Source organism: Pseudomonas sp. E1MeOHC2 (assembly GCF_058745025.1).
The window spans coordinates 4,217,812-4,242,108 of sequence record NZ_CP196675.1 but is presented as its reverse complement, the minus strand read 5'-3'; the positions used below and the strand labels follow the sequence as shown (position 1 = coordinate 4,242,108).

Below are 24,297 nucleotides of genomic sequence, written 5' to 3'. Positions count from 1 at the left end.
AATGGAACAGCCATCAGAGCCCTGCAATCGCGGCGACCGGCTAGCCGCAGCCAATGCCCGGCACGCCCTCTGCAATCAAGACATTTCCTACAGCAGAACCAGGACCACCGATCACATCCTGATGAACTTCCACAAAGCGCTGGCTTCACACACAGTACATTCATAGCAGACAGGCCAACCAACATGCCCGCTGCCTGCGACTCGAAAACCGGCGTGGTGCTGCTTGACACCCGCGAACACACACCTGACCACGAACATGCCGTTCACCTCAAGCTCGCCGATGGCCTGGCTCAGTTGCTCGGCTGCCCACACATAGAACCTGCCCAGCCTGCCACGGCTACAGACCGCTACTACTATTTACCGACCGAAACGCTAGTCGACCCACAGCGCCATGCCGCCATGGGCATTCGTACCGAGCAAGACCTGTTCGGCGGACTGGTCGCTTACCCCTACATGGCAACCAAGGCGATCTCCCATCCGCTGCCGGCCGACGCCAGCTTCCCGCCAGGCTGGACCGACGCCTTCGCCCTGCAGGCCAGCGATGCGCTGCTGCGTGGCTACACCGTGTTCAGCAAAACCGATGCCCGCAACGCCGCACGCTTGCTGCTGCGCGATGGCCCGCTGCGCGTCAAGCCCGTGCTGGCTTGTGCCGGTCGCGGACAACAGGTCATCGACACGGCGGATGCGCTGGAGCCTTTGCTCGCCGACATGGATGACCAGGCCCTGGCCGTCTGGGGGCTGGTGCTCGAAGAAGACCTGAGCGAGGTACAGACCTTCAGCGTCGGTCAGGTCCGGGTCGCCGGCCTGACCTGCAGCTATCACGGCACCCAGCAGCTGACGCACGACCACCAGGGCACGGAAGTCTACGGCGGCTCAGACCTGGTCGTGGTACGCGGTGATTACCAGGCACTGCTGCAGTTGCCGATGGAAGACCACCTGCGCCTGGCGATCAACCAGGCAATGGCCTACGAACGGGCGGCCGAGCAGCACTTCCCGGGCTTTGTGGCATCACGGCGCAACTATGACATCGCTCGCGGCACGACCGCTCAAGGCCACCTGCGCAGCGGCGTGCTTGAGCAATCCTGGCGCCTGGGGGGCGCCAGCAGTGCAGAACTCCTTGCCCTGCAAGCCTTCGCCGATGAGCCAACGCTGCAACGGGTTCGCGCTTCCACCCATGAAGTGTTCGGTACGCCCGACTTGCCCACTGACGCCACCCTCTTCTACCAAGGAATCGACAGTGAACTCGGACAATTCAGCAAATTTGCGCGGATTCGCGAACATGACCATTCAGAGTGAGACCATAGAGCTGCACGTCGAAAATGACAGCATCGTCGGCACCCTGGTCAGCCCTGGCAGCAAGATGCCAGGCATGCTCTTCGTCCACGGCTGGGGCGGCAGCCAGCAGCGCGATCTGGCCCGTGCCCGGCATATCACCGGGCTTGGCTGCGTGTGCATGACCTTCGACCTGCGCGGGCACGAGAAAACCGAGAGCCAACGCCTTACCGTCACGCGCGCACAGAACCTCAATGATTTGCTGGCAGCCTATGACCGCCTGGCCAGCCATCCGTCCGTGGACAGCAGTGCCATTGCCATCATCGGCAGCAGTTACGGTGGCTACCTTGCCACCTTGCTGACCCGGCTGCGGCCCGTGAAGTGGCTGGCACTGCGGGTGCCGGCCATGTATTGGGACGACGAGTGGGACAGGCCCAAGCAAACCCTCGACCGGCAGCGGCTGAACGCCTATCGCCAGCGCCAGCTTGGCCCGGCGGACAACCGCGCCCTGGCCGCCTGCGCCGAATTCGGCGGCGATGTGTTACTGGTGGAGTCCGAACACGACGATTATGTGCCCCACAGCACACTGATGAGCTACCGCTCGGCATTCATCAGCGCCCACTCGCTGACCCATCGCATCGTCGACGGCGCCGACCACGCGCTGTCCAGCGAAGAAAACCAAAAAGCCTACAGTTCAATCCTCGCCGCCTGGATCAGCGAGATGGTCGTCGGTGCACGCCTGGACCGCTACCCGCACTACGCGCCCTGGTATGCCTGAGGCTCGCCGACCTGGCAGTGCAAGCCGCCATCGGCACCGCGCACGAGGCTGCGCAGTGCTTGGTAGGCGGCAAAGTTGACGCCACGTGCCTGGTGCTGGCACAGCAGGTCGAGGAAGGGTTCCTCGACGAAGCTCGCCGCCGCCGCCGCCCATGCCTGGCGCGATTGCCATTGCAGACACTGCAATACCCGGCTGCCATCGTCGCTGGCCTGGATACTCACGCCCTGCAAGCCTTCACAGCGCGCTGCCAATTGCTCGCTGCGCGCCACCAGCGCCTGGGCCAACGCCACTTGGCGCATGGCCGGCACTTCATACTCGATCATCTGGGTAAACCACAGAGAATGAGGCATTGCCCTCATGAACAGTCTCCTTGCTCTGGACGCTATCTGCGTGATGGTGAGCAGGGTAAGACCTCAAGTTAAGTCAAGGTCAAGTGGTTTTTCCGCCACCCGACACGCCCAGCCTTGGCCTAAGCTGAAACCGCGAAGCGGCGTCGGTAGTCACTGGGGGTCATACCGGTGATGCGCTGAAACACCTTTCGAAACGCTCCCGGGTCCTGATAGCCGACACCCCAGGCAATCTGCTCGACACTGCGCCGGGTAAATTCCAGCAACCGACAGGCGCGCCCTACCCTGACTTGCTGGCAATACTCAGTCGGCCGCAAACCGGTGGCAGCGCGAAAGCGCCGCAGAAAGGTCCGCTCTTCCAGACCTGCACACGAAGCCATGGCTGCCAGGTCCGCGTCCTGCCCACCGCTGCCCTGCAACCAGTGCTGCACCTTGAGCACCGCCTCGTCGCCATGGTCGAGGCGGGGGTGGAACAACGCCCCAGGCAACGGCGCTATTACCGGCTCGACCGCCAGGTAACGAGCGGTCTCGCGGGCCACTGTCGCCCCCAGAAACCGCTCAAGCAGGCGTAACCCCAAGTCGGTCCAGGCCATCAACCCGGCTGAGGTCATGATGTCACCGTCGTCCAGTAGCGGTTGGTTGGTCTCCACCCGCACCTTGGGGAACCGCTGCGCAAGTGCTTGTACGTAGTTCCAGTGGGTACAGGCCGGGCGCCCGTCGAGCAGCCCGCTGGCCGCGATGAAAAACACGCCGATGCACACCGACGCCAGCACCGTGCCGCGCCCATGTAACTGGCTTAACGACGCGCGATGGCGCGCGAGCAGTTCCGCGTGCGGTGCCGCCTCCAGGCTCGGCGGAATGATCAGCACACGCAACTCAGGGGCGACATCGGCTTGGCTATCCTCAACCCGCTGCAGCAACCCGGCATCATCGAGCTGCCAGTGGCTGACGCGAATCTGCGGCAACTCGACAGCGCCCAGCTCGGCGGCAACCCGGTTGGCCACCGTGAACAGGTCGGCCAGGCCATGCACGGCCGCACGCTGCGCCCCAGGGTAGAGCAGCAGGCCGATGTCCAGGCTGGAAGGGTTGTCAGTTTTTGCCCTCATTGTGTCGGTCGTGCCAATCCTCAGGTCGATGCGCACAGCCTATAACTATCGTCAGCCAACGACTACTGCCGCAGGAGGCAACATGAGCAAGCAAGCGCTGATCATCATCGACATCCAGAATGACTATTTCCCAGGCGGCAAATGGGCCCTCGACGGCGCAGACCAGGCAGCCGACAACGCCGCCCGGCTATTGGCTGCCGCCCGCGAACGAGGCGATCTGGTGGTGCATGTACGGCATGAATTCGAAAGCGCCGATGCGCCGTTCTTCGCACCGAACTCACCCGGCGCGGCCATCCATGCCAAGGTCGAACCCCGGGCCGGCGAGCCGGTGGTGCTCAAGCACAAGGTCAATGCGTTTCTCGGCACCGACCTCAAGCAGACGCTGGACCAGCAGGGCGTTCAAGCCCTGACCATCGTCGGCAGCATGAGCCACATGTGCATCGACGCGGCCACCCGCGCCGCCGCCGATTATGGCTACGAGGTGACCGTGGCTCACGATGCCTGCGCGACCTTGCCCCTGGAATTCGCTGGCAAACAGGTGCCAGCGGCCCATGTGCACGACTCGGCGATGGCCGCCCTGGCGTTTGCCTATGCCAAGGTGGTCAAGACCGATGAGCTGCTGGGCGGCTGATTGAAGCAGCCCCTGGCAGGCGATCAGATCACCACGTTGCGAACAAAGCGCACAGCCACGGCGCCATCGTTGCGATAGGCATAGCGGCAGTTGCTCGGAAACACATGGAACTGGCCGACCTGCAGGCGATGCTCGGCCTCTTCGATGACCAGCGTGAGCTGGCCTTCGGCGACGTAGATCTGCTCGCTCCAGCCATCTGCATCGGCCTCGCTGACATAACACTCGCCCGGTGCCAAGGTCCATTCCCAAAGCTCGACCTCACGCCGGGCGGTGCTGCTCCCCAGCAGCACCGCCCGGCTTTGCGGATGTTCACCGGCCCAGGCCAGCTCATCGATGCGGCTCGGGTCGCGTTGCTCGGGTGCCTGGATCAAGGTACTGAATGCCACGCCCAAGGCTTCTGCAATCAGGTCGAGGGTGGTGAGGCTGACATTCTTCTCACCCGCCTCAATCGCCACCAGCATCCGCCGGCTGACACCAGAGCGCTCGGCCAAGGCTGACTGGCTCATACCCGCAGCGTGACGCAGGCTGCGCACATTAAGGCTGACATGCTGCAACACCGATGCTCGGTGTGTGGAATTTTTGTGCACTCTATTGCTCGCTGGTCGTGGCTGCGCAGTATACTGCCCACTTTGCGCAGATTGTGCGCCGCCCCTTCCGAGTGTGCAAGACCATGAGCCAACCCATCAGCAAGCCAAGCACCGCCGTTTCCTTTCGCCTGAGCAAGGCCGAACTGGTACTGGTCTTCATTACCATGCTGTGGGGCGGCACCTTTTTGCTGGTGCATAACGTGATGACGGTAAGCGGCCCGATGTTCTTCGTCGGCCTGCGCTTCGCTGCGGCGGCGTTGTTCGTGGGGGTGGTCTCGGCGCGTGCGCTGCCTGGGCTGACACTCACCGAGCTCAAGGCCGGTGTGCTGATCGGCGTATCGATCATGCTGGGCTACGGGTTGCAAACCATGGGCCTGCAGACCATCAGCAGCAGCCAGTCAGCGTTCATCACCGCCTTGTATGTGCCCTTCGTACCGGTGCTGCAATGGCTGGTGCTCGGCCGACGCCCCGGCCTGATGCCGAGCATTGGCATCTGCCTGGCATTCCTTGGCCTGATGCTGCTGGCAGGGCCAGAGGGTGGCACCTTGCACTTCAGCGAAGGCGAGCTGGTGACCTTGGTCTGCGCCATCGCCATCGCTGGCGAAATCATCCTGATCAGCCGTTATGCCGGACAGGTCGACGTTCGCCGCGTAACCGTGGTGCAGCTGGCGACCGCCTCGTTGCTGTCATTCCTGATGATCGTACCAACCCAGGAACGCATTCCCGATTTTTCCTGGCTGCTGCTGGCTAGCGCCCTGGGGCTTGGCGCCATGAGCGCAGTGATCCAGGTGGCAATGAACTGGGCACAGAAGTCGGTTTCACCCACCCGTGCCACCCTGATCTACGCCGGTGAGCCTGTGTGGGCCGGGATCGTCGGGCGCCTCGCCGGCGAGCGCCTGCCTGGCGTCGCGCTGATCGGCGGGCTGCTGATCGTCATCGCCGTGGTGGTCAGCGAACTGAAGGTGCGCCGCCTGCGCGAAAACACCGAAGCGCACGAAGCGCTGGACGAACGCGAGCAGCAGGCCGGGCTGTAAAGCGGCCAACTGCAGCTATGCTTTGTAAAAAACTGTTATAAAAAAATACCTTGTCACACCGTATTTGTACGATTCTGCGACAGCTTGCGTGTTGGTGATCAACTGCTCGGCACGTATGATCCTTGGCAAACCTCTCCAGAATAGAACGCTATGTCCTTGATAGTGCTATTGCTTCTGCCGTTCGTGGGCAGTTGCCTGGCAGCCGTGCTGCCGCACAACGCACGAAACGCCGAGTCCATACTCGCCGGGCTTGTCGCCCTGGTCGGTACGGTCCAGGTAGCACTCCTGTACCCCCAAGTCGCCCACGGTGGCGTGATTCGCGAGGAATTCCTCTGGCTGCCCAGCCTGGGGTTGAACCTCGTATTACGCATGGACGGCTTCGCCTGGCTGTTCTCACTGCTGGTACTGGGCATCGGCACACTGGTGTCGCTGTATGCGCGCTACTACATGTCGCCCCAGGACCCGGTGCCGCGCTTCTTCGCCTTTTTCCTGGCGTTCATGGGCGCCATGCTGGGCCTGGTGATCTCTGGCAACCTGATCCAGCTGGTGTTCTTCTGGGAGCTGACCAGCGTGTTCTCCTTCCTGCTGATCGGTTACTGGCACCACCGCGCCGACGCCCGTCGCGGCGCTTACATGGCGCTGATGGTCACCGGTGCCGGTGGCCTGTGCCTGCTGGTCGGTGCCCTGCTGCTGGGCCACGTGGTCGGCAGCTACGACCTGGACAAGGTCCTGGCCGCTGGCGACCTTGTTCGCCAGCACGCGCTGTATCCGGTGCTGTTGCCCCTGATCCTGGTGGGCGCCCTGAGCAAGAGTGCGCAGTTTCCCTTCCAGTTCTGGCTGCCCCACGCGATGGCGGCGCCGACCCCGGTGTCCGCCTACCTGCACTCGGCAACCATGGTCAAGGCGGGGGTGTTCCTGCTGGCGCGGCTTTGGCCGGTGCTGTCTGGCAGTGAGGAGTGGTTCTGGATCGTGGGGGGCGCTGGCGCTATCACGCTGCTGCTCGGCGCTTTTGCCGCGATGTTCCAGAACGACCTCAAAGGCCTGCTGGCCTACTCCACCATCAGCCACCTGGGCCTGATCACCTTGCTGCTGGGCCTGAACAGCCCGCTGGCGGCTGTGGCCGCCGTGTTCCACATCCTCAACCATGCCACCTTCAAGGCCTCGCTGTTCATGGCCGCCGGCATCATCGACCACGAAAGCGGTACGCGCGATATCCGCCGACTTAGCGGCCTGATCCGCCTGGTGCCCTACACCGCCACCCTGGCCATGGTGGCCAGTGCCTCGATGGCGGGCGTGCCATTGATGAACGGTTTCCTGTCCAAGGAGATGTTCTTCGCCGAAACAGTGTTCATCAGCTCTACGGCCTGGGTCGAAGCCGCCCTCCCGGTGATCGCCACGCTGGCCGGTACCTTCAGCGTGGCCTACGCCCTGCGCTTCACCGTCGATGTCTTCTTCGGGCCAACCGCCCAAGACCTGCCCCACACACCTCACGAACCACCCCGCTGGATGCGCGCACCGGTCGAACTGCTGGTGCTCACCTGCCTGGTGGTCGGCATCTTCCCCGCCCAGTCGGTCGGCCCGTTGCTGGCCGCTGCGGCCTTGCCGGTGGTAGGCGGTACGCTCCCGGAATACAGCCTGGCCATCTGGCACGGCTGGAACGCGCCGCTGATCATGAGCCTGGTGGCCATGAGCGGCGGGATCGTGCTGTACCTGCTGCTGCGCAAGCAACTGCGCATGGGCCGCTTCCCCTACCCGCCGCTGATCGAGCGGTTCAACGGCAAGCGCCTGTTCGAGCATGGCCTGGTTCGCCTGATGTTGCTGGCCCGGCGCACCGAAGGCTGGCTGACCACGCGCCGTCTGCAATCGCAACTGTTCATGCTGGTGCTGGCGGCCTTCCTGGCTGGCCTCACCCCCATGCTGTACAGCGGCCTGACCTGGGGAGAGCGCCCGAAAATCCCAGGCTCCGGCGTGTTCGTCGCACTCTGGCTGATCGCGATCGCCTGCGCCATCGGCGCCGCCTACCAAGCCAAGTACCACCGCCTGGCTGCCTTGATCATGGTCAGCGTCTGCGGCCTGATGACCTGCATCACCTTCGTCTGGTTCTCGGCGCCCGACCTGGCGCTGACCCAACTGGTCGTGGAGGTGGTCACCACCGTACTGATCCTCCTCGGCCTGCGCTGGCTGCCACGCCGTATCGAAGGTGTATCACCGCTGCCGGGTAGCCTGGAGCGCGCCCGCATGCGCCGCCTGCGCGACCTGTTGCTGGCAGTTCTGGTGGGCGGTGGCATGGCCGTGCTGTCCTACGCCATGCTCACCCGGCCGACCCCCAACGTCATTTCCTCGTTCTACCTGAGCCGCGCTCTGCCTCAGGGGGGTGGCACCAATGTGGTCAATGTGATGCTGGTCGACTTCCGTGGCTTCGACACCCTCGGTGAAATCACCGTGCTGGTCGCCGTGGCCCTGACCGTATTCGCCCTGCTGCGACGCTTCCGCCCGCCCAAGGAGAGCATGCAACTGCCCGCCCAGCAGCGCCAGCTGGCGCCCGACGTGGTCACTGACCTGATCAACCCGCGCCATGCCACAGACACTGCCCTGGGCTTCATGATGGTGCCCGCGGTGCTGGTGCGGCTGTTGCTGCCGATCGCCCTGCTGGTATCGATGTACCTGTTCATGCGCGGCCACAACCAGCCTGGCGGCGGCTTTGTCGCCGGCCTGGTGATGTCGGTGGCGTTCATCCTGCAGTACATGGTGGCCGGCACCCAATGGGTCGAAGCACAAATGAGCCTGCGGCCGCTGCGCTGGATGGGCACCGGCCTGCTGTGCGCGACCCTGACCGGGGTAGGCGCCATGCTGCTGGGTTACCCCTTCCTGACCACGCACACAGCGCACCTGCACGTGCCCGTGCTCGGGGATGTGCACGTGGCCAGCGCGCTGTTCTTCGATATCGGCGTGTACACCGTGGTGGTCGGTTCGACCCTGCTGATCCTCACCGCCCTGGCGCACCAGTCGGTGCGCGCCTACCGCCCGGGCAACCCGGCGAAATCCAGCCAAGCAGGAGCCGCCTGATGGAAGAAGTCATTGCAGTCGCCATCGGTGTACTGGCCGCCTCCGGGGTCTGGTTGATCCTGCGCCCACGGACCTACCAGGTGATCATGGGCCTGTGCCTGCTGTCCTATGGGGTCAACCTGTTCATCTTCAGCATGGGCAGCCTGTTCATCGGCAAGGAGCCCATCATCAAGGACGGCGTGACCCAGGACCTGCTGCACTACACCGACCCGCTGCCCCAGGCCCTGGTACTGACCGCCATCGTCATCAGTTTCGCCATGACCGCACTGTTCCTGGTGGTGCTGCTGGCCTCACGGGGGCTGACCGGTACCGACCACGTGGATGGCCGGGAGCGTGACGAATGAGTGGTATGAGTCAACTGATCGTCGCCCCCATCCTGCTGCCACTCATCACGGCGGCAATCATGCTGTTGCTGGGCGAGAAACACCGGCGGATCAAGGCGCAGCTGAACCTGCTGTCCACCTTTGCCGGCCTGGCCATCGCGGTCAGCCTGCTGCTGTGGGTCCGCACCCAGGGCCAGGCCGAATCGATCGGCGTCTATTTGCCGGGTAACTGGCCTGCACCGTTCGGCATCGTGCTGGTGGTAGACCACCTGTCTGCGTTACTGCTGACCCTGACCGGCATCATCGGCTTCAGTGCCCTGCTGTTTGCCCGGGCCCGCTGGGACAGCGCCGGCGCCAGCTTCCACGCGCTGTTCCAAATCCAGTTGATGGGCCTGTACGGTGCATTCCTGACTGCCGACCTGTTCAACCTGTTCGTGTTCTTCGAGGTACTGCTGGCAGCGTCCTACGGCTTGCTGCTGCATGGCTCGGGCCGGGCAAGGGTCAAGGCAGGCCTGCACTACATTGCCATCAACCTGTTCGCTTCGTCGTTGTTCCTGGTGGGCGCGGCGATGCTCTATGGCGTGACGGGCACCTTGAACATGGCCGACCTTGCGCTGAAGATCCCGCTGGTGCCGGAGGCCGACCGTGGCTTGCTGCATGCGGGCGCCGCGATACTGGCCATGGCGTTTCTGGCCAAGGCCGGTATATGGCCGCTCAACTTCTGGCTGGTACCGGCGTACGCGTCGGCCAGTGCACCGGTTGCCGCGCTTTTTGCCATCATGACCAAGGTCGGCCTGTATGCCGTGCTGCGCCTGTGGACGCTGCTGTTCTCCGGGCAAGCCGGCGCCTCGGCACACTTCGGTGGCGAGTGGCTGGTTTACGGCGGCCTGGTCACACTGGCCGTGGCAGCGGTGTCGATACTGGCCGCACAGCGCCTGGAGCGCATGGCTGCCCTGAGCATTCTGGTTTCCGCCGGCACCCTGCTCGCGGCCGTCGGTTTTGCCCAGCCAGCGCTGACCGGCGCGGCATTGTTCTACCTGGTCAACTCGACGCTGGCGTTGTGTGCCCTGTTCCTGCTCGCCGAGCTGATCGAGCGCTCGCGCTCGGCCAACGAAGCGCCGCTGGACGATGAAGAAGATGCCATGCCTTCGCCGCTAGAGTCACTGCACCCGCCCAAAGGCATCAACCTCGATGACGAGCAAAAGGCCGTGATCGGCCAGATCATCCCATGGACCATGGCCTTCCTTGGCCTGAGCTTCATCGCCTGTGCGTTGCTGATCATTGGCATGCCGCCGCTTTCGGGCTTTGTCGGTAAACTCAACCTGATCAGTGCGCTGCTCAACCCGCTGGGGCTGGGTATAGCGCCAGAGCAACCGCTGACAGCTGCAGGCTGGGGCCTGGTGGCACTGCTTATCCTGTCCGGCATGGCGTCGCTGATCGCGTTCGGCCGCGTGGGCATCCAGCGTTTCTGGAAGCCCGAAGAGCGCCCCTCGCCGCTACTGCGTCGCTATGAGTGCCTGCCGATCGTCATCCTGCTTGGCCTGTGCATTATGCTCAGCCTCAAGGCCGAGCCGTTGCTGCGCTACACCCAGGACACGGCCGCCAGCCTGCAGGTGCCCGACACCTACATCAAGGCGGTGATGGCCGCCCGGCCGATCCCTGGCCCGACCTCCCTCGCGGTGGAGGCGCTGCCATGAACCGTCTGTTTCCCGCCCCACTGCTGTCGGTCTCGCTGTTCGGCCTGTGGTTGCTGTTGAACCTCTCGGTCAGCCCCGGCAACCTGCTGCTCGGTGCCATCCTCGGCATCTTTGCGCCACTGCTGATGGCACCGCTGCGCCCCCAGCACGCCTATGTGCGGCGCCCCTGGGTGGTTGCCAAGCTCATTGCCCGGGTAGGTCTCGATGTGATCGTGTCCAACCTGCTGGTAGCCCGTGGCGTTCTGCGTGCCGGCAAGCAGCCGCCGCGCTCGGCGTTCGTGCACATTCCGCTGACGCTGCGCGATGCCCATGGTTTGGCCGCGCTGTCGATGATCACTACCGTTGTACCGGGTACGGTCTGGTCGGAACTGGCCCTGGACCGCAGCGTGCTGCTGCTGCATGTGTTCGACCTGGAGGATGAAGCCGCCTTCATCGAGCACTTCAAGGACACCTATGAACGCCCGCTGATGGAGATTTTCCAATGACAGGCCTGCTCGCCAACGCTGTACTCGCCAGCCTGTTCATCTTCGCCCTGGCAATAGCCCTGGCGCTGATCCGGCTGTTCCGCGGCCCATCCGCCCAGGACCGGGTCCTGGCGCTGGACTACCTGTACATCCTGGCCATGCTGACGATGCTGGTGCTGGGGATCCGCTATGCCAGCGACACTTACTTCGAAGGTGCGCTGCTGATTGCGTTGTTCGGCTTTGTCGGCTCGTTCGCCTTGGCCAAGTTCCTGCTACGTGGTGAGGTGATCGAATGACCGAAACGCTAGAACTGCCCTTCTGGCTGGAGCTGGTCACCGCCGCGCTGCTGCTGATCGGCAGCCTGTTCGCCTTGATAGGTGCCGTGGGCCTGCTGCGCCTGAAAGACTACTTCCAGCGCATGCACCCACCCGCGCTGGCTTCGACCATTGGCGCATGGTGTGTTGCCCTGGCCTCGATCATTTACTTTTCGTGGCTCAAGGACGCCCCCATCCTGCACGCCTGGCTGATCCCGATTCTGCTGTCGATCACGGTACCGGTCACCACGCTGTTGCTGGCCAGGGCTGCGCTGTTTCGCAAGCGGATGTCAAAAGAGGCGGTTCCCGACGAAGTCAGCAGCGGCGGAGATCGCGGCCACTGACCGCTTGCAGCTTCAACCTTGGCTGAGGCGCTGCAACTCGCGCCGAACCATGGCGGCGTACGGTGGCGGGCTGAGTTGATACAGCTCACCTGCCACCCAGGTCAGCCAAGCCCCTTGCAAGTCTTCACGCCGAGCCAACAGCCGCCCGGCTTGCGCTACAGCATCCGCCTGGTGCTGCTGATGGAACTCGGCACGCGAAACCGGCGTTTTGCTGCAGTCCGTCATTCACTGGCCTTGAACGTGGTCAGCTCACCCTTGCGCCATTTCGCGACTTTGCCGGTCACTGCCTTGAGCAGCTTGCCCAGCCCTTCCTGTACTTGCTGTTGCGCGGCAAACACCAACATCACGCCATGGCCTTCACGCAACACGATGCCCTCGCCTTCTGGCACCGAAACAAAGGCATAGTCGCCTACGCCGTAGACGTTGAGCTTGATATCACGAAAGCGCATTTCAAGCTTGCCACCTTCGCGGCTAGGCAATACTGCGGCGCGAAAGTGATCGCCTACCTTCAGTTCCAAACGTTGTTTGTCATCGACCACCAATGCGCTCTCGGTGTCGATTTCGGCCATGTACAAGCCTTCTGGACTCTGTTCGGTAACATAGATAAAGCGGCCCTGGAACAGCTGGGCCAATTTACCGCGCAGATCGCCAAGGGCGAACAGGGCGTGGGTATCAAGTGTGCTGACTGCCAATGAAGTGATCCTCAACCGGTTACATCCCGCCCCCACACACGCTCGGTGAGGCACGGCCATTACGTATCGATAGGCGAAAAGAATATTAAAGCGATGCGCTGATGTCTGTGCAGGCTGGCGATGCAGCATGCAGGATTCTTTACTCTGGCTTGCCAGATCTGGCTTCAATACAGGTTTTCGGCAAACACCCACACGGGAAGCGTAATGCCTGACAACAAACCCGCCAGAAAAGATGCGAGAGGCAGTTGCAGAGCGCTCGACAGAACGGGCTCTGAAATCCATCAGCGCATTTCTGGGGAAGGAATATGCACGAAAACACCGAAATCCGTCGAGAGGCAAAAAACATTTCTTACCTTGCCAACGCCAGTGCGCCGTCAGGCGGCCAGCCCTTTCCTGAGTTGCTGCAACCAAGCCGCCTGGCACTCCACGGCCTCATCACGCGTGGCGAACGCAGTGCCACGGCGCTCGCCATTGACCAGCACCACCCAGCAAATACGCTTGCCCAGCGCCTGCAAGGTGGCAGGAACACCAGAGCCAATCATCACGGCTACATCGACTCGGCTATTCATCACTCCCTCCGGAATTTAATTAGCACCCTAACGATAAAGCCATGATACGCCTGCCCGCTGGCAGGAAACAGCGCATCTCGGTACAGCAGTGTTACGCCACAAGCAACAAATTCCGGAGCGTACTCAGCAAAAAACGCAAAAAGCCCCTGGGATTTCTCCGTGGGGCTTGGCGTACTGCGCTCGGTCAGATCTGCCGCTGGTGGCGGTCGAGCTGCTCGTGGCGTTCCTGGGCTTCGATGCAGTACTTGGTGGTCGGGCTGATCAGCAAACGCTTCAGGCCAATCGGCTCACCACTGTCATCGCACCAGCCGAAGCTTTCGTCGGTGATACGGTCCAGCGCCATTTCCAGCTGTGGCAGCAAACGCTGATCGCGGTCGATGGCATTGACCAACCAGCTACGCTCTTCTTCTACCGAAGCCACGTCAGCAGGGTCCGACGGAGTGTCCAGGCCCTCGATGGTGGCACGGCTCAACTCGATGCGCTCATGGGTTTCGACTTTCATCGACTGCAGCAGGCCGGAGAAGAAGGCGAGCTGATCAGCGTTCATGTAGTCATCGGCCGACATGGCCAGCAACTGTTCCTTGGTCATCGATTTCTCTATGAAAAATGTGCATTTGGGCGATTCGGGTGCCGCCGACGCCAGTGCATCGGCAGCGGAATTCTTCAAGCGCCAACCGGCACTCTTTTACAGGGGGCGGCAGTCTAAGGCGCCACGTCGCGTGGAGCAACTGCAATCGGATGCGAATTTGATTCACTTTGCCCAGAATCCGCTGGTCGGTGCTCTGGTGGCAGGACTTGGGGTTGCGTCTGGGCTGACAGGTGCATGTCTTGGGTTATGCAGCGCCTATGAGATCGAGCGCCGCGCGGGCGGCGCTCGATCTCATAGGCGCCATCCAGCTCACGCCATACCTACAGCCGGGATCAACGATCCTTGAACTGCGCCTCACGCTTGGCGATAAAGGCGCTCATGCCTTCCTTCTGGTCTTCAGTAGCAAAGGCCGCATGGAACACCCGACGCTCAAAGCGCACCCCCTCGCTGAGGGTAACCTCAAAGGCCCGATTGACACTCTCCTTGACCATCATGCTCACCGGAATCGACTTGCTGGCAATGGTCGCCGCCACCTTCAGCGCCTCTTCAACCAGCTCAGCCTGCGGCACCACACGCGCCACCAGCCCAGCCCGCTCGGCCTCCTCGGCCCCCATCAAGCGGCCCGTCAGGCACAGTTCCATCGCCTTGGCCTTGCCCACGGCACGGGTCAGCCGCTGGGTACCACCCATGCCCGGCAATACCCCAAGGTTGATCTCAGGCTGGCCAAACCTGGCATTGTCAGCCGCCAGAATGAAGTCGCACATCATCGCCAACTCACACCCCCCACCCAGGGCAAAACCCGACACCGCAGCAATGATCGGTTTGCGTCGATTGGCAATCCGGTCAGCGTCACTGAACAGGTCGTCAACGTAGATTTGAGGGTACTTGAGATCGGCCATTTCCTTGATATCAGCACCTGCGGCAAAGGCCTTGGCCGAGCCGGTCAGTACCACGCAGCCGATATTCGGGTCGCGTTCGAGCTGGTCCAGGGCCTGGTTGATCTCGCCGACAATCTGCGCGTTGAGCGCATTGAGTGCCTGAGGCCGGTTAAGGGTGATCAGGCCGACCTTGCCGTGGATGTCCAACAGGATGGTTTCGAATGCCATGCAGACTGCTCCTTCAAAGATTGCGCGCAATGACCATGCGCTGAATGTCGCTGGTGCCTTCGTAAATCTGGCAGACCCGAACGTCGCGGTAGATCCGCTCCAGCGGGAAGTCACTCAGATAGCCATAACCACCTAGGGTCTGCAAGGCGTCCGAACAGACCTTTTCGGCCATTTCCGAGGCGAACAGCTTGGCCATCGACGCCTCCGTCAAGGCCGGCCGCCCGGCATCACGCAGCGCAGCAGCGTGCAACACCATCTGCCGGGCCACGGCAATACGCGTGGCCATGTCGGCCAGGCGGAAGGCAACGGCCTGGTGCTCGATCAACGGCTTGCCAAAGCTCTGCCGCTCCTTGGCATAGTCGCGGGCCACCTCGAAGGCCGCACGCGCCATACCGACCGACTGCGACGCAATACCGATGCGGCCACCTTCGAGGTTGGCCAGGGCGATCTTGTAACCCTGCCCTTCTTCGCCCAGGCGATTGGCAACAGGCACCCGCACATTGTCGAAGACGATCTGGCAGGTGTCCGAGGCATGCTGCCCGAGTTTGTCCTCGACCCTGGCTACCTGATAGCCCGGCGAGTCGGTCGGCACGATGAACGCCGTGATGCCCCGCTTGCCGGCCTGCGGGTCGGTGACGGCAAAGACAATGACCACGCCGGCATTCTGCCCGGAGGTGATGAACTGCTTGCTGCCGTTGAGCACATAGTGGTCGCCATCCAGACGCGCGCGGGTCTTCAGGCTGCTGGCATCGGAGCCGGCCTGCGGCTCGGTCAGGGCAAAGGCCCCGATCATCGAACCGCTGGCCAGCGGGGCAAGAAACTGCTGCTTCTGCTGCTCGGTGCCAAACTTCAGGATGGGCACGCAACCCACCGAGTTGTGCACGCTCATGATGGTCGAACAAGCACCATCGCCTGCGGCAATTTCTTCCAGGGCCATGGCGTACGCCACATAGCCCGTGTCGCTGCCACCGTACTGTTCCGGCACCAGCATGCCGAACAGGCCCAGGGCGGCCATCTCGTCAATGGCTTCCCGCGGGAACCGGTGTTCCTTGTCCCACTGCTCGGCGAACGGGCGCAGGCGCTCCTGGGCAAAGTCACGCACGGCGTCGGCGATCTGTTGTTGCTCATCAGTTACCAGCATGGCTCACCTCAGTACAGGCATTCGACGGCCATGGCCGTAGCCTCGCCACCGCCAATGCAGATGGCCGCCACGCCGCGGCGCAGGTTGTTCTGGCGCAGGGCCGACAGCAAAGTCACCAAAATGCGTGCGCCCGAGGCGCCGATCGGGTGGCCCAAGGCACAGGCACCGCCATGGATATTGACCTTGTCGTGTGGCAGGTCGAGGTGCTTCATGGCTGCCAGGGTCACCACGGCAAACGCTTCGTTGATCTCGAACAAGTCCACCTCGGCCAGGTTCCAGCCGGTACGTTTCATCAGTTTGTCGATGGCCCCGATCGGCGCCGTGGGGAACAGCGCGGGCGCATCGGCGAAGGCGGCGTGCCCATGGATCACGGCCAAAGGTTTCAAACCGCGCTTTTCGGCTTCGCTGCGGCGCATCAGCACCAGCGCAGCAGCGCCGTCGGAAATAGAGCTAGCGTTGGCGGCCGTCACCGTACCGCCTTCACGGAAGGCCGGTTTAAGCTGCGGGATCTTGTCCAGGCGCGCCTTGGGCGGTTGTTCATCATCCTTGATAACGCGTTTTTCCTTGCCTTCAGTGACCTCTACCGGAACGATCTCGGCACTGAAGCGGCCCTGCTTGATAGCGTCCTGAGCACGCGTCAGCGAGCTGATGGCAAAGGCATCCTGGGCTTCGCGGCTAAAGGCGCCAGCCTGCGCACAATCCTCGGCAAAGGTGCCCATCAGGCGGCCCTTGTCGTAAGCGTCCTCAAGGCCGTCCATGAACATGTGATCAATGATCTTGCCGTGCCCCATGCGGTAGCCGCCGCGGGCCTTGTCCAGCAGGTAGGGCGCGTTGGTCATGCTCTCCATGCCACCCGCCACCACCACGTCGGCGCTGCCGGCCAGCAGCAGGTCATGGGCCATGATTGCGGCCTGCATGCCCGAGCCACACATCTTGTTCAAGGTGGTGCAGGTGGTGTGTTTGTCCAGGCCTGCGCCCAGCGCTGCCTGGCGCGCAGGGGCCTGGCCCAGGCCTGCCGGCAGCACGCAACCGAACAGTACCTGTTCGACGCAGGTAGCTTCGATGCCAGCGCGCTCGACGGCGGCGCGGATTGCCGCGGCACCCAGCTGCGGCGCGGTGAGGCTCTTGAGGTCGCCCTGCAGGCCGCCCATGGGCGTGCGCACGGCGCTGACGATGACAATCGGGTCGTTGGCGAGGGTCATGTTCATTACTCCTTACTTGGCAGCCATGCGCAGCGCGCCGTCGAGGCGGATCACCTCGCCGTTGAGCATGCTGTTCTCGATGATGTGGCGGGCCAGTGCGGCGTATTCCTGAGGGCGGCCCAGGCGCGGCGGGAATGGCACCCCGGCGGCCAGCGAGTCACGCACTTCCTGAGTCATGCCGGCCATCATCGGGGTCTCGAAAATACCCGGGGCGATGGTCATCACGCGGATGCCGAAACGCGCCAGCTCACGGGCGGTTGGCAGCGTGAGGCTGGCAATGGCGCCCTTGGACGCCGCGTAGGCGGCCTGGCCGATCTGCCCGTCATAGGCGGCAATGGACGCGGTATTGATGATTACCCCCCGCTCACCGCCCTCGTCCGCCGGCCCCTCGGCCATCGCCGCCGCTGTCAGGCGCAGCAGGTTGAAGCTGCCGATCAGGTTGACGTTGATGACTTTGGCGAAACTGGCGAGGCCATGCGGGCCTTGCTTGCCCAGGACTTTCTCGGCGCCGACGATACCGGCGCAGTTGACCAAGCCATGCAGGCTGCCAAAAGCGCTGACGGCGGCGTCGACCGCAGCCTTGGCGGCCTGCTCGTCGCTGATGTCGGCGACCGCGAAGCGGGCGTTTTCGCCCAGTTCACGTGCCTTGGCTTCGACCGCCTGGGCATTGAGGTCGACCAGCATGACCTTGGCACCGGCCTCGATCAGCATCTGTGCGGTGGCGGCACCCAGCCCGGATGCGGCGCCACTGACGATAAAGTGTTTGTTGGCTATTTGCATGGTGTCGTTCCTTTAGGCACTGGCGTGAGCGGCCAGTTGCGCCTGTTGTTTGGCGATTTCCTGGTTGCGCAGGATGAAGCGTTGCAGCTTGCCGCTCGGGGTCTTGGGCAGCTCGCTGACGAATTCGATTTCGCGGGGGTAGGCATGCGCGTACAAGCGCTTGCGCACATGCTGGCGCAGGGTTTCTTCCAGCTCGGGGGTGCCCTCCACGCCTTTGGCCAGTACGACGAACGCTTTGATCAGCTCGGTGCGCTCAGGGTCGGGCTTGCCAACCACGGCCGCCTCGATCACCGCCGGATGCTCGATCAGCGCGCTCTCCACATCGAAGGGGCCAACGCGGTAACCGGAGGTGGTGATCACATCATCGCTGCGGCCGACAAAGCTGATGCTGCCGTCGGCATTGAGCTCAACGGTGTCGCCACTGAGGTAGTACTTGCCCACAAAAGCTTTGGTAGGCACACCGTGGTAACCGCCAAACCAGCACAGCGGCGATTGCTCGCGGTCCACGGCCAGGATGCCGGGTTGCCCGGCCGGCAATTCCGCGCCTTGTTCATCCAGCACGACGATGCGGTGACCGGGAATGGCGAACCCGGCCGAGCCCAGGTGTACCGGGTGCTTGAGGCCATGGTGATTGCACAGCACCATGCCCAGCTCGGTCTGGCCGTAATGGTCGTGAATGGTCACACCCAGCTCGTCCGCGAACCAGCGAATCACCTCTGGGTTGAGGGGTTCGCCCGCGCTGCTGACGACCCGCAGGCGGCCTTTGATCGGCGCGGAGAACTCACTGCCAGCCGCGATCAACAGGCGGTAGGCGGTCGGTGAGCCGGCCAGGTTGGTGATCCCCAGCTTGTCGATGACCCGCGCGCAGCTTTCGACACTGAACGGGCCATCATAGAACGTCGTGGCATGGCCCAGCGACAGCGGGCCAGTAACGGCGTAATAGAGGCCATAAGCCCAGCCCGGGTCGGCCAGGTTCCAGAAGTTGTCCTCAGGAAGCAGGTCGATGGCATCGCGCATGTAGCCCTGGAAGGCGACAATGGCGCGCAGCGGCACTTCGAGGGGTTTGGCCGGGCCGGTGGTACCGGAGGTGAACATCAGCAGGAAGGGGTCATCGCCCGTGCGCATGACCGGCGGGCACTGCTCGTCGGCATTGTCCAGGCTCCGCTGGAAGTCCAGCTCGCCGGCGCGGGCCTGCACGCTGATGATCGTCGGGCAGCCCTGCACTTCATCCAGCTTGGCGCGGTTCTGGCTGTCGGTGACCACCACCTTGGCCCCGGACTGTTCCAGGCGATGTTCGATGGCCTTGGGCCCGAACGCAGTAAACAGCGGCTGATAGACAGCACCCAGGCGCCAGGTGGCGAGAATAGTCACCAGTAATTCGGGCGTGCGCGGCATCAGGCCTGCGACCCGGTCTCCCGCGCCCACGCCCTGTGCCTTGAGTACACAGGCAAAACGGACAGCCTGGGCCTTGAGCTGATCGAAGCTGTAACGCGTGTCGTTGCCATCGCGGTCCACATGGATCAGCGCCAGCGTGTCATTACCGGCGTGCCGATCGCAGCATTCGACACAAGCATTGAGGGCGGCAAGGTTGCCGAGCAGCGCCGTGCTAGCGGCCTGGGCAGGGTCGAACGCTCGAATGGTCTCGGCGTAATCGTGCATCGTCGGACTCCTGGTTTCTTGTTTTTGGAGTTGAGCCATCAGTCCGACGATGTTCGCGCCGCTCAAGCGCGGCGGCAATGGCCAAAGCTGTCAATCTGGATGACCGGTTTGGCCGCCCTTGCTCACCCATCCGCGCGCTCGGCTGCACGCAAGTAGGACTGGGTCAGTCCGTTGATCAGGCGCTCCACATCACTGCCTTGCTGTTCGTGCAGGCGGCTTAGCTGCTCGGCGAGCGCTGTCGGCGACAAGCCAGGCCGTTGAGCCTGTAGCCCAAGCGTACGCTGAGCGTAATCCGCACTGATCGCATCGAACATCCGGCCATGCTGCTGACGCAGAAAACGCCGCCAGAACTCGCGTTGGCCTAGGCTCTCGGTAAGGTTTTCGACAGTCTGCGCGCGGGTAACCCGTCGGAACGCTTCCTCTATCCCGGCCTGCGTCACTTCGCCAGCCTCGGGGTAGCGCATGGCAAAGGGCTGGTTGGGCAGCGTCAAGCGGCTGCGAAGCTGCACCCGGTAAGCCAACCCCAGTGCCAGCTGATCGAAATGCTCACCTGCGGCCATGCGCCGGAGACAGTCCTGATAAGCCACCCTTTCAAGCTGATCCAGGCGGAACAACTGTCGGCCCAGTTCCAACAACTCGCCCCTGCTTTGCGGGTTCACCGCGCGGGCTTCAGCCTGCGCCTCCCTTACCACTACTTGCAGATCACTGAAGCGACTGGCAACCGAGTCCAGGCATGACAACGGCAAGCCGGCCTGCTCAAAGGCTCGTCGGCAGAGCACCGGATCGCCGTCCAGCGCTTCGAGCAACGACCATACGCCTTCCACCAGTGCCGCACGCCCCTCACCGCCCTCAATGTAGTCAGCAGTGCGTTCCAAGCGCGCCAGTATCGTGAACAATCCGCTACTACCGGGTTGCTCCAGCAACCGTAGCCACAGCGCCTCCCGCGTCAACTGGGCCGCAGCATCCGCATGCCCGACCCAGAGCGCCCGAACCCTGGGCAGGTCAAGGAGCGCCGCAGTCTCAGGCAGGTGCCTGTGCTCTTCGATGACATCGAGTGCATACATCCTCTGTAGCTGCATGGCCGACAGTGGGTTGCGCTCAATCAGAATGGCGCGTCGAAACGCATAGGGCATCTGCTGGATCTCGCGCGGCACAGTGCGCAGTTGGTTATCGCGCAGGTCAGCACGTTCCAGCAAGCCACAAAGCTCCAAGCGTTGCGGCCAGGCCCCCAATCGGCAATGACGCAGGTTCAGGCTGCTCAGCCGAGAAAGCTGATGGAACCTCAATTCAAGCGCCTCCAATCGGTTGTAACTGAGGTCAAGATGGACAAGGTTGGGCAGGCTGTGCAGCATTCCGACTGCCTGGGCATCGAGGCGGATCTGATTATGTGACAGCACAAGCGCTTGTACATTCGGTAGATGTGCAATGCCCGCTGGCAGGCGCAGCAACTGATTCTGGCTTAGGTTCAAGCGTGTCAGGGCTGTGAATGGGCGTAAAAAATCGGCCGGAATATCTGTGACCCGCGTATCCATCACGTTCAGCACCGTGATGCGATGAAAATCGATATGCGGCGGTAACGACGGCAGCGTGCGCAGGTGCACGCCGCTCAGCGACAAGGTCCGCTGCCCTGCCCGCCCGTCGACTGCTAGGGCGGTTTCGCCTTGCAACTGCCATGCGCGCAGGATGCTGTCTGCCGTCAACCTGCGCGCGGCTTGCCGCCCATCCTGCAGCTCGGCACCGACCCAGCGGTTCAGGTGCTGCACCAGCTGGTCAAGATCGTCCTGCAACTCCGCCAATTGCTCAAACACTGGTCGCGGTTCTTGCCGCAAACGCGCCTGTTCTTCATCGAGCCCCTGCTCATCCAGGCCCGGGTAGAGCGCACGCAGCTGGTCGCGAATGATCGTCTGCTCATCCCTGGAAGTGCCCGCAGGGTGGTCACTGAGTGGGTACCCAACGCGCCCGTCATCCAGGCGACGCCCTGGATTGAACCAGGCCCCCTGCTCTGGCCATCCAAGCAAACGCGCGATCCCCCAATGAGAACCAGGTAACCGTTGCACGAGTTGCACGCGTAGCTGGTTCGCCGAAGCGCGCTCTGCCAGTTGCATCGCTGCCAGTTGCTTTGACGTCAGCACGGCAAGGATTGCCTCGAATATGCAGCCAGGGTCGCCAAGCGTAACTGCTTGCTGTTCACCCAGCCCGTTGTAGACCTTGAACTCGCCCTCGTGGCGGACCAGTATCCTTTCCGCCTCACTTTGCCCACCGCTGCCGAGGTGTTTGATCGAACGCCCCTCCCACGCGCCGTCGCGCAAATCGATATCGAGCTGTTCCAGTTCGAAGCTATCCAGCAATGCAAGGGCCAACTCGCCTGTCACCTCGCTGTAAGCCGTACTCAGGTAAAGCCCAGCGAGCGCTCGGTTCAAACGCGCCAGGCGCAAGAGCGATCGCGCGTTCTTTGCACACGGCAATGGCAGGCGTTGTTCGACCTGCGCCCGCTCGCGCTCAAGCTCACTCGCCTGGCCGACAACTTCGTTCACGTAGGCCGAAGGCAGGCCAGGAAAGTCGCGCTTGACCAATAGGCTCAGCGGGTCTTCGGCAAGCGGCTGTTCTGTCAGCTGGGTAAACAACTGCGGGCGTAACTCAGCCTCATGCGCCAGTATTTGTGCCAGACCCTTGCCAACCCCTGGGCAGCCTTCACTCCAGGCCAACAGTTCACTGTCGGTAGGCATCAATGTCTTCAAACGGACACGTTTGAAGAACGTTTCGATACGTGCATGGGCCTGGAACGCACGCAGGGTTTGCCCCAGGCTCACCGGGGCCGGTCGATTCTCAACCAGAACACCGCGCAGCTCGTCCTCATCGACGCCGGCCACCTGCAGTATCTGCGCGGCCTGACGCGCGTCGATGGGGGGATGCTGCGGCCATAGCACATCGAGCATACGCTCAGGCGCTTTCCAAGCCTGCGGTTGCTCGCGCATCAATCGCCAGCCGCGCTCGCCGTTGTGCAGCACGACGGGGCCATATCCACCCCCCGCTGCGCGGCGCAGCCGGTAGGGGCCATCAGGGCCTGATCGATGCACTTCGTGGTAGCGCCCGTCCAAACGGATCCAGCGACGATCAGCTACACCATAACGACCATCCTCGAGCAGATCGATGGCGCCTGGCAAGGATCGATAATGCTCTGCATCGTAGTGCCAAAGACGACTGCGCCCGCGTCCCAGGCTCACAGGCTCCAGGCCTGCGACAAACGTGCTGCGCAGTACGCTGACCCCAACCACCACCGCCGCGGTGGCAGCCAGGGTCTCGGCCACCCCAAGCAAATGCTCCAGTGCTTCGTGCTGGTGCCCCCTGGACCAGTCGCTGATCCCTTCGAACACATCCGAGCAGGTCTGGACAACCAACTGACCCAATAACAAGGCCCCCACCACCGGAATAAAAAACCCGGCCAGGTTCACCAAGTCCAGGCCTGCAGCCTTCCACGCTGCGTGCCTGGCGCGCACGGCCTGGGTATCGGCCTCGGCAGTGGGTACCAACAACAAGCGGGCATCATCTTTGACCCGTTGCACTTGCTGGGTTGCCAGCGCCTTAAAAATACCCGCTTGCGGTGTTGCACCTTGGAATTCAAGGTCCGCTTGCTTGTCCTGCAGACGCTTGCCAAGGGTAGTGACGAAAGCTGCGCGGTGCTCAAGGCTGATCAGCTGGGTGAAGTACTGGCGGTAAGCCGCGCCTCGCAGCAGCAACGCCATGGCCCTGTTCATGGCTGCAGCAGTGTCGAACACTCGCAGTGCCTGCTGGGGATCACTGGGCAGGTAAAGTACCAGCCCTCGGTCTTTCCCGGCCGTGTCGCGCAACTGGACCAGCACGCCATCGGCCACCGGTTGCCCAAGGGCCTTGAGCGGCCTGGGTTCACCCTTGAGGCCTAATTGTCGATGCGCTTGACCGTGGTCTGCCACCTCACGCAAGGCAATCTGTACATCAACGTTGATGTTGCCCTGCAACGCGGCCACCTCAGTCGCCAGTTTCAGCCCTGAACGTTTGTCCTCCGCCAGCATCGCCAGGGTGGCGGGCTGGAAGATCCGCTCCAGCTCATCCTGATAGCCCTGGCCAACATCCAGCCTGCGGCAGGCCTTGATCAACACCTCAAGCGACGCATTCAACGGTTGATCGCTGCCTGGCAACACCAGCCCCGAGCCCTGGTAGTAGCTTGCGCCTTCGGCAAAGTTGCGCATTAGCCGCAACAGCCCGTTTTCACGGGTCTGGCTGTACTCGTAGGTCTGCTGCAAGGTGCCTGGCAATGTGCCGATGCGCGGTGCCACCTGCAGCCATTCGAGCTGGGCAAAGGCCTGCCCGTCAGGCACGGGTGCATCCAGTAACTGCTCCAGATGCTTTTCGGCAAACTGCTGGAGCGGCAGCAGTTCAAGCGTGAGCCCACGCAAGCGCGCCTGGCTGGCATGGTGCGCGTTGAGGCTGGTACGCAGGGTGTTGATCTGGCCCTTTGAAGCTCGTTTTAGCCATTGAGGCAAACGGGCGCCGATGAATGCGTCGTGGTCAGTTGTGACAGTAGGCATGGAGGGCTCTTTGGATATCCGATTGAGCCAA

At 62.8% G+C, this 24,297-nt stretch carries 23 protein-coding genes; 10 read left to right on the top strand and 13 right to left on the bottom strand.

Annotated features, from left to right (window positions below):
- Positions 1-183 precede the first annotated feature (183 nt).
- Both ACSSU5_RS19215 and ACSSU5_RS19210 read left to right on the top strand, forming a co-directional pair.
- Positions 184-1,296, top strand: coding sequence for a DUF3182 family protein (locus ACSSU5_RS19215; protein ID WP_492559518.1), 1,113 nt, complete (start codon positions 184-186; stop codon positions 1,294-1,296).
- The gene (locus ACSSU5_RS19210; protein ID WP_492559517.1) at positions 1,280-2,050 is read left to right on the top strand and encodes an alpha/beta hydrolase family protein; all 771 of its coding nucleotides are present in this window, start codon (positions 1,280-1,282) and stop codon (positions 2,048-2,050) included. Before ACSSU5_RS19215 ends, ACSSU5_RS19210 begins: the two co-directional genes overlap by 17 nt.
- Here the strand turns inward: ACSSU5_RS19210 and ACSSU5_RS19205 are convergent.
- Together ACSSU5_RS19205 and ACSSU5_RS19200 are read right to left on the bottom strand one after the other, a co-directional pair.
- Entirely contained in the window at positions 2,029-2,409 is a 381-nt protein-coding gene (locus tag ACSSU5_RS19205) for an antibiotic biosynthesis monooxygenase (protein ID WP_492559516.1), read from the bottom strand. The genes ACSSU5_RS19210 and ACSSU5_RS19205 overlap by 22 nt on opposite strands.
- A gap of 110 nt (positions 2,410-2,519) precedes the next feature.
- The gene (locus tag ACSSU5_RS19200) at positions 2,520-3,503 is read right to left on the bottom strand and encodes a GlxA family transcriptional regulator (protein WP_492559515.1); all 984 of its coding nucleotides are present in this window, start codon (positions 3,501-3,503) and stop codon (positions 2,520-2,522) included.
- 82 nt (positions 3,504-3,585) lie between these two features.
- Here ACSSU5_RS19200 and ACSSU5_RS19195 point away from each other — a divergent pair, with 82 nt between their 5' ends.
- Complete coding sequence (locus tag ACSSU5_RS19195; RefSeq protein ID WP_492559514.1) at positions 3,586-4,134, top strand: cysteine hydrolase family protein; 549 nt, start codon at positions 3,586-3,588, stop codon at positions 4,132-4,134.
- 23 nt (positions 4,135-4,157) lie between these two features.
- Here ACSSU5_RS19195 and ACSSU5_RS19190 read toward each other — a convergent pair whose 3' ends face one another.
- Positions 4,158-4,721: a helix-turn-helix domain-containing protein gene (locus tag ACSSU5_RS19190; protein WP_264309448.1), complete on the bottom strand. Its 564-nt coding sequence runs from the start codon at positions 4,719-4,721 to the stop codon at positions 4,158-4,160.
- 83 nt (positions 4,722-4,804) lie between these two features.
- On the opposite strand from ACSSU5_RS19190, the gene ACSSU5_RS19185 reads away from it, so the two are divergent.
- The 7 genes from ACSSU5_RS19185 to ACSSU5_RS19155 all read left to right on the top strand — a co-directional run bounded on the left by ACSSU5_RS19185 (position 4,805) and on the right by ACSSU5_RS19155 (position 11,963).
- Positions 4,805-5,755 carry a DMT family transporter gene (locus tag ACSSU5_RS19185; RefSeq protein ID WP_492559513.1) on the top strand — a complete coding sequence of 317 codons (951 nt, stop codon included), beginning with the start codon at positions 4,805-4,807 and terminating at the stop codon, positions 5,753-5,755.
- A gap of 150 nt (positions 5,756-5,905) precedes the next feature.
- Positions 5,906-8,821, top strand: coding sequence for a monovalent cation/H+ antiporter subunit A (locus ACSSU5_RS19180; protein WP_264309450.1), 2,916 nt, complete (start codon positions 5,906-5,908; stop codon positions 8,819-8,821).
- Positions 8,821-9,165 carry a Na+/H+ antiporter subunit C gene (locus ACSSU5_RS19175; RefSeq protein ID WP_003250128.1) on the top strand — a complete coding sequence of 115 codons (345 nt, stop codon included), beginning with the start codon at positions 8,821-8,823 and terminating at the stop codon, positions 9,163-9,165. The genes ACSSU5_RS19180 and ACSSU5_RS19175 overlap by 1 nt, the downstream gene beginning before the upstream one ends.
- On the top strand, positions 9,162-10,841 hold the full coding sequence (locus tag ACSSU5_RS19170; protein WP_264309451.1) for a monovalent cation/H+ antiporter subunit D: 1,680 nt from the start codon (positions 9,162-9,164) through the stop codon (positions 10,839-10,841). The genes ACSSU5_RS19175 and ACSSU5_RS19170 overlap by 4 nt, the downstream gene beginning before the upstream one ends.
- Positions 10,838-11,326, top strand: coding sequence for a Na+/H+ antiporter subunit E (locus ACSSU5_RS19165; protein ID WP_492559512.1), 489 nt, complete (start codon positions 10,838-10,840; stop codon positions 11,324-11,326). The genes ACSSU5_RS19170 and ACSSU5_RS19165 overlap by 4 nt, the downstream gene beginning before the upstream one ends.
- On the top strand, positions 11,323-11,601 hold the full coding sequence (locus ACSSU5_RS19160; protein ID WP_492559511.1) for a K+/H+ antiporter subunit F: 279 nt from the start codon (positions 11,323-11,325) through the stop codon (positions 11,599-11,601). Before ACSSU5_RS19165 ends, ACSSU5_RS19160 begins: the two co-directional genes overlap by 4 nt.
- Positions 11,598-11,963 (top strand): Na+/H+ antiporter subunit G, encoded by a 366-nt coding sequence (locus ACSSU5_RS19155; RefSeq protein ID WP_264309453.1) that lies wholly within the window; start codon positions 11,598-11,600, stop codon positions 11,961-11,963. Before ACSSU5_RS19160 ends, ACSSU5_RS19155 begins: the two co-directional genes overlap by 4 nt.
- 12 nt (positions 11,964-11,975) lie before the next feature.
- Here ACSSU5_RS19155 and ACSSU5_RS19150 read toward each other — a convergent pair whose 3' ends face one another.
- From ACSSU5_RS19150 to ACSSU5_RS19105, 10 genes are all read right to left on the bottom strand, one after another.
- A complete protein-coding gene (locus ACSSU5_RS19150) occupies positions 11,976-12,188 on the bottom strand; it encodes a hypothetical protein (RefSeq protein WP_264309454.1) in 213 nt (70 codons plus the stop codon).
- On the bottom strand, positions 12,185-12,655 hold the full coding sequence (locus ACSSU5_RS19145) for a hypothetical protein (protein ID WP_033700299.1): 471 nt from the start codon (positions 12,653-12,655) through the stop codon (positions 12,185-12,187). The genes ACSSU5_RS19150 and ACSSU5_RS19145 overlap by 4 nt, the downstream gene beginning before the upstream one ends.
- 374 nt (positions 12,656-13,029) lie before the next feature.
- Positions 13,030-13,224 carry a hypothetical protein gene (locus ACSSU5_RS19140; RefSeq protein ID WP_033700301.1) on the bottom strand — a complete coding sequence of 65 codons (195 nt, stop codon included), beginning with the start codon at positions 13,222-13,224 and terminating at the stop codon, positions 13,030-13,032.
- A gap of 184 nt (positions 13,225-13,408) precedes the next feature.
- Positions 13,409-13,813 carry a TraR/DksA family transcriptional regulator gene (locus ACSSU5_RS19135; protein WP_264309455.1) on the bottom strand — a complete coding sequence of 135 codons (405 nt, stop codon included), beginning with the start codon at positions 13,811-13,813 and terminating at the stop codon, positions 13,409-13,411.
- Positions 13,814-14,145: 332 nt separating this feature from the next.
- The gene (locus tag ACSSU5_RS19130) at positions 14,146-14,919 is read right to left on the bottom strand and encodes an enoyl-CoA hydratase (RefSeq protein WP_264309456.1); all 774 of its coding nucleotides are present in this window, start codon (positions 14,917-14,919) and stop codon (positions 14,146-14,148) included.
- Positions 14,920-14,932: 13 nt separating this feature from the next.
- Positions 14,933-16,060, bottom strand: coding sequence for an acyl-CoA dehydrogenase (locus tag ACSSU5_RS19125; protein WP_264309457.1), 1,128 nt, complete (start codon positions 16,058-16,060; stop codon positions 14,933-14,935).
- 8 nt (positions 16,061-16,068) lie between these two features.
- Complete coding sequence (locus tag ACSSU5_RS19120; protein ID WP_492559510.1) at positions 16,069-17,262, bottom strand: acetyl-CoA C-acyltransferase; 1,194 nt, start codon at positions 17,260-17,262, stop codon at positions 16,069-16,071.
- A gap of 12 nt (positions 17,263-17,274) precedes the next feature.
- Entirely contained in the window at positions 17,275-18,042 is a 768-nt protein-coding gene (locus ACSSU5_RS19115) for an SDR family NAD(P)-dependent oxidoreductase (protein ID WP_264309459.1), read from the bottom strand.
- 12 nt (positions 18,043-18,054) lie between these two features.
- Positions 18,055-19,701, bottom strand: a complete 1,647-nt coding sequence (locus tag ACSSU5_RS19110) for an acyl-CoA synthetase (RefSeq protein WP_492559509.1) — start codon at positions 19,699-19,701, stop codon at positions 18,055-18,057.
- A 122-nt stretch (positions 19,702-19,823) separates the two neighbouring features.
- Entirely contained in the window at positions 19,824-24,266 is a 4,443-nt protein-coding gene (locus tag ACSSU5_RS19105; RefSeq protein WP_492559508.1) for an NEL-type E3 ubiquitin ligase domain-containing protein, read from the bottom strand.
- Positions 24,267-24,297: the final 31 nt, after the last annotated feature.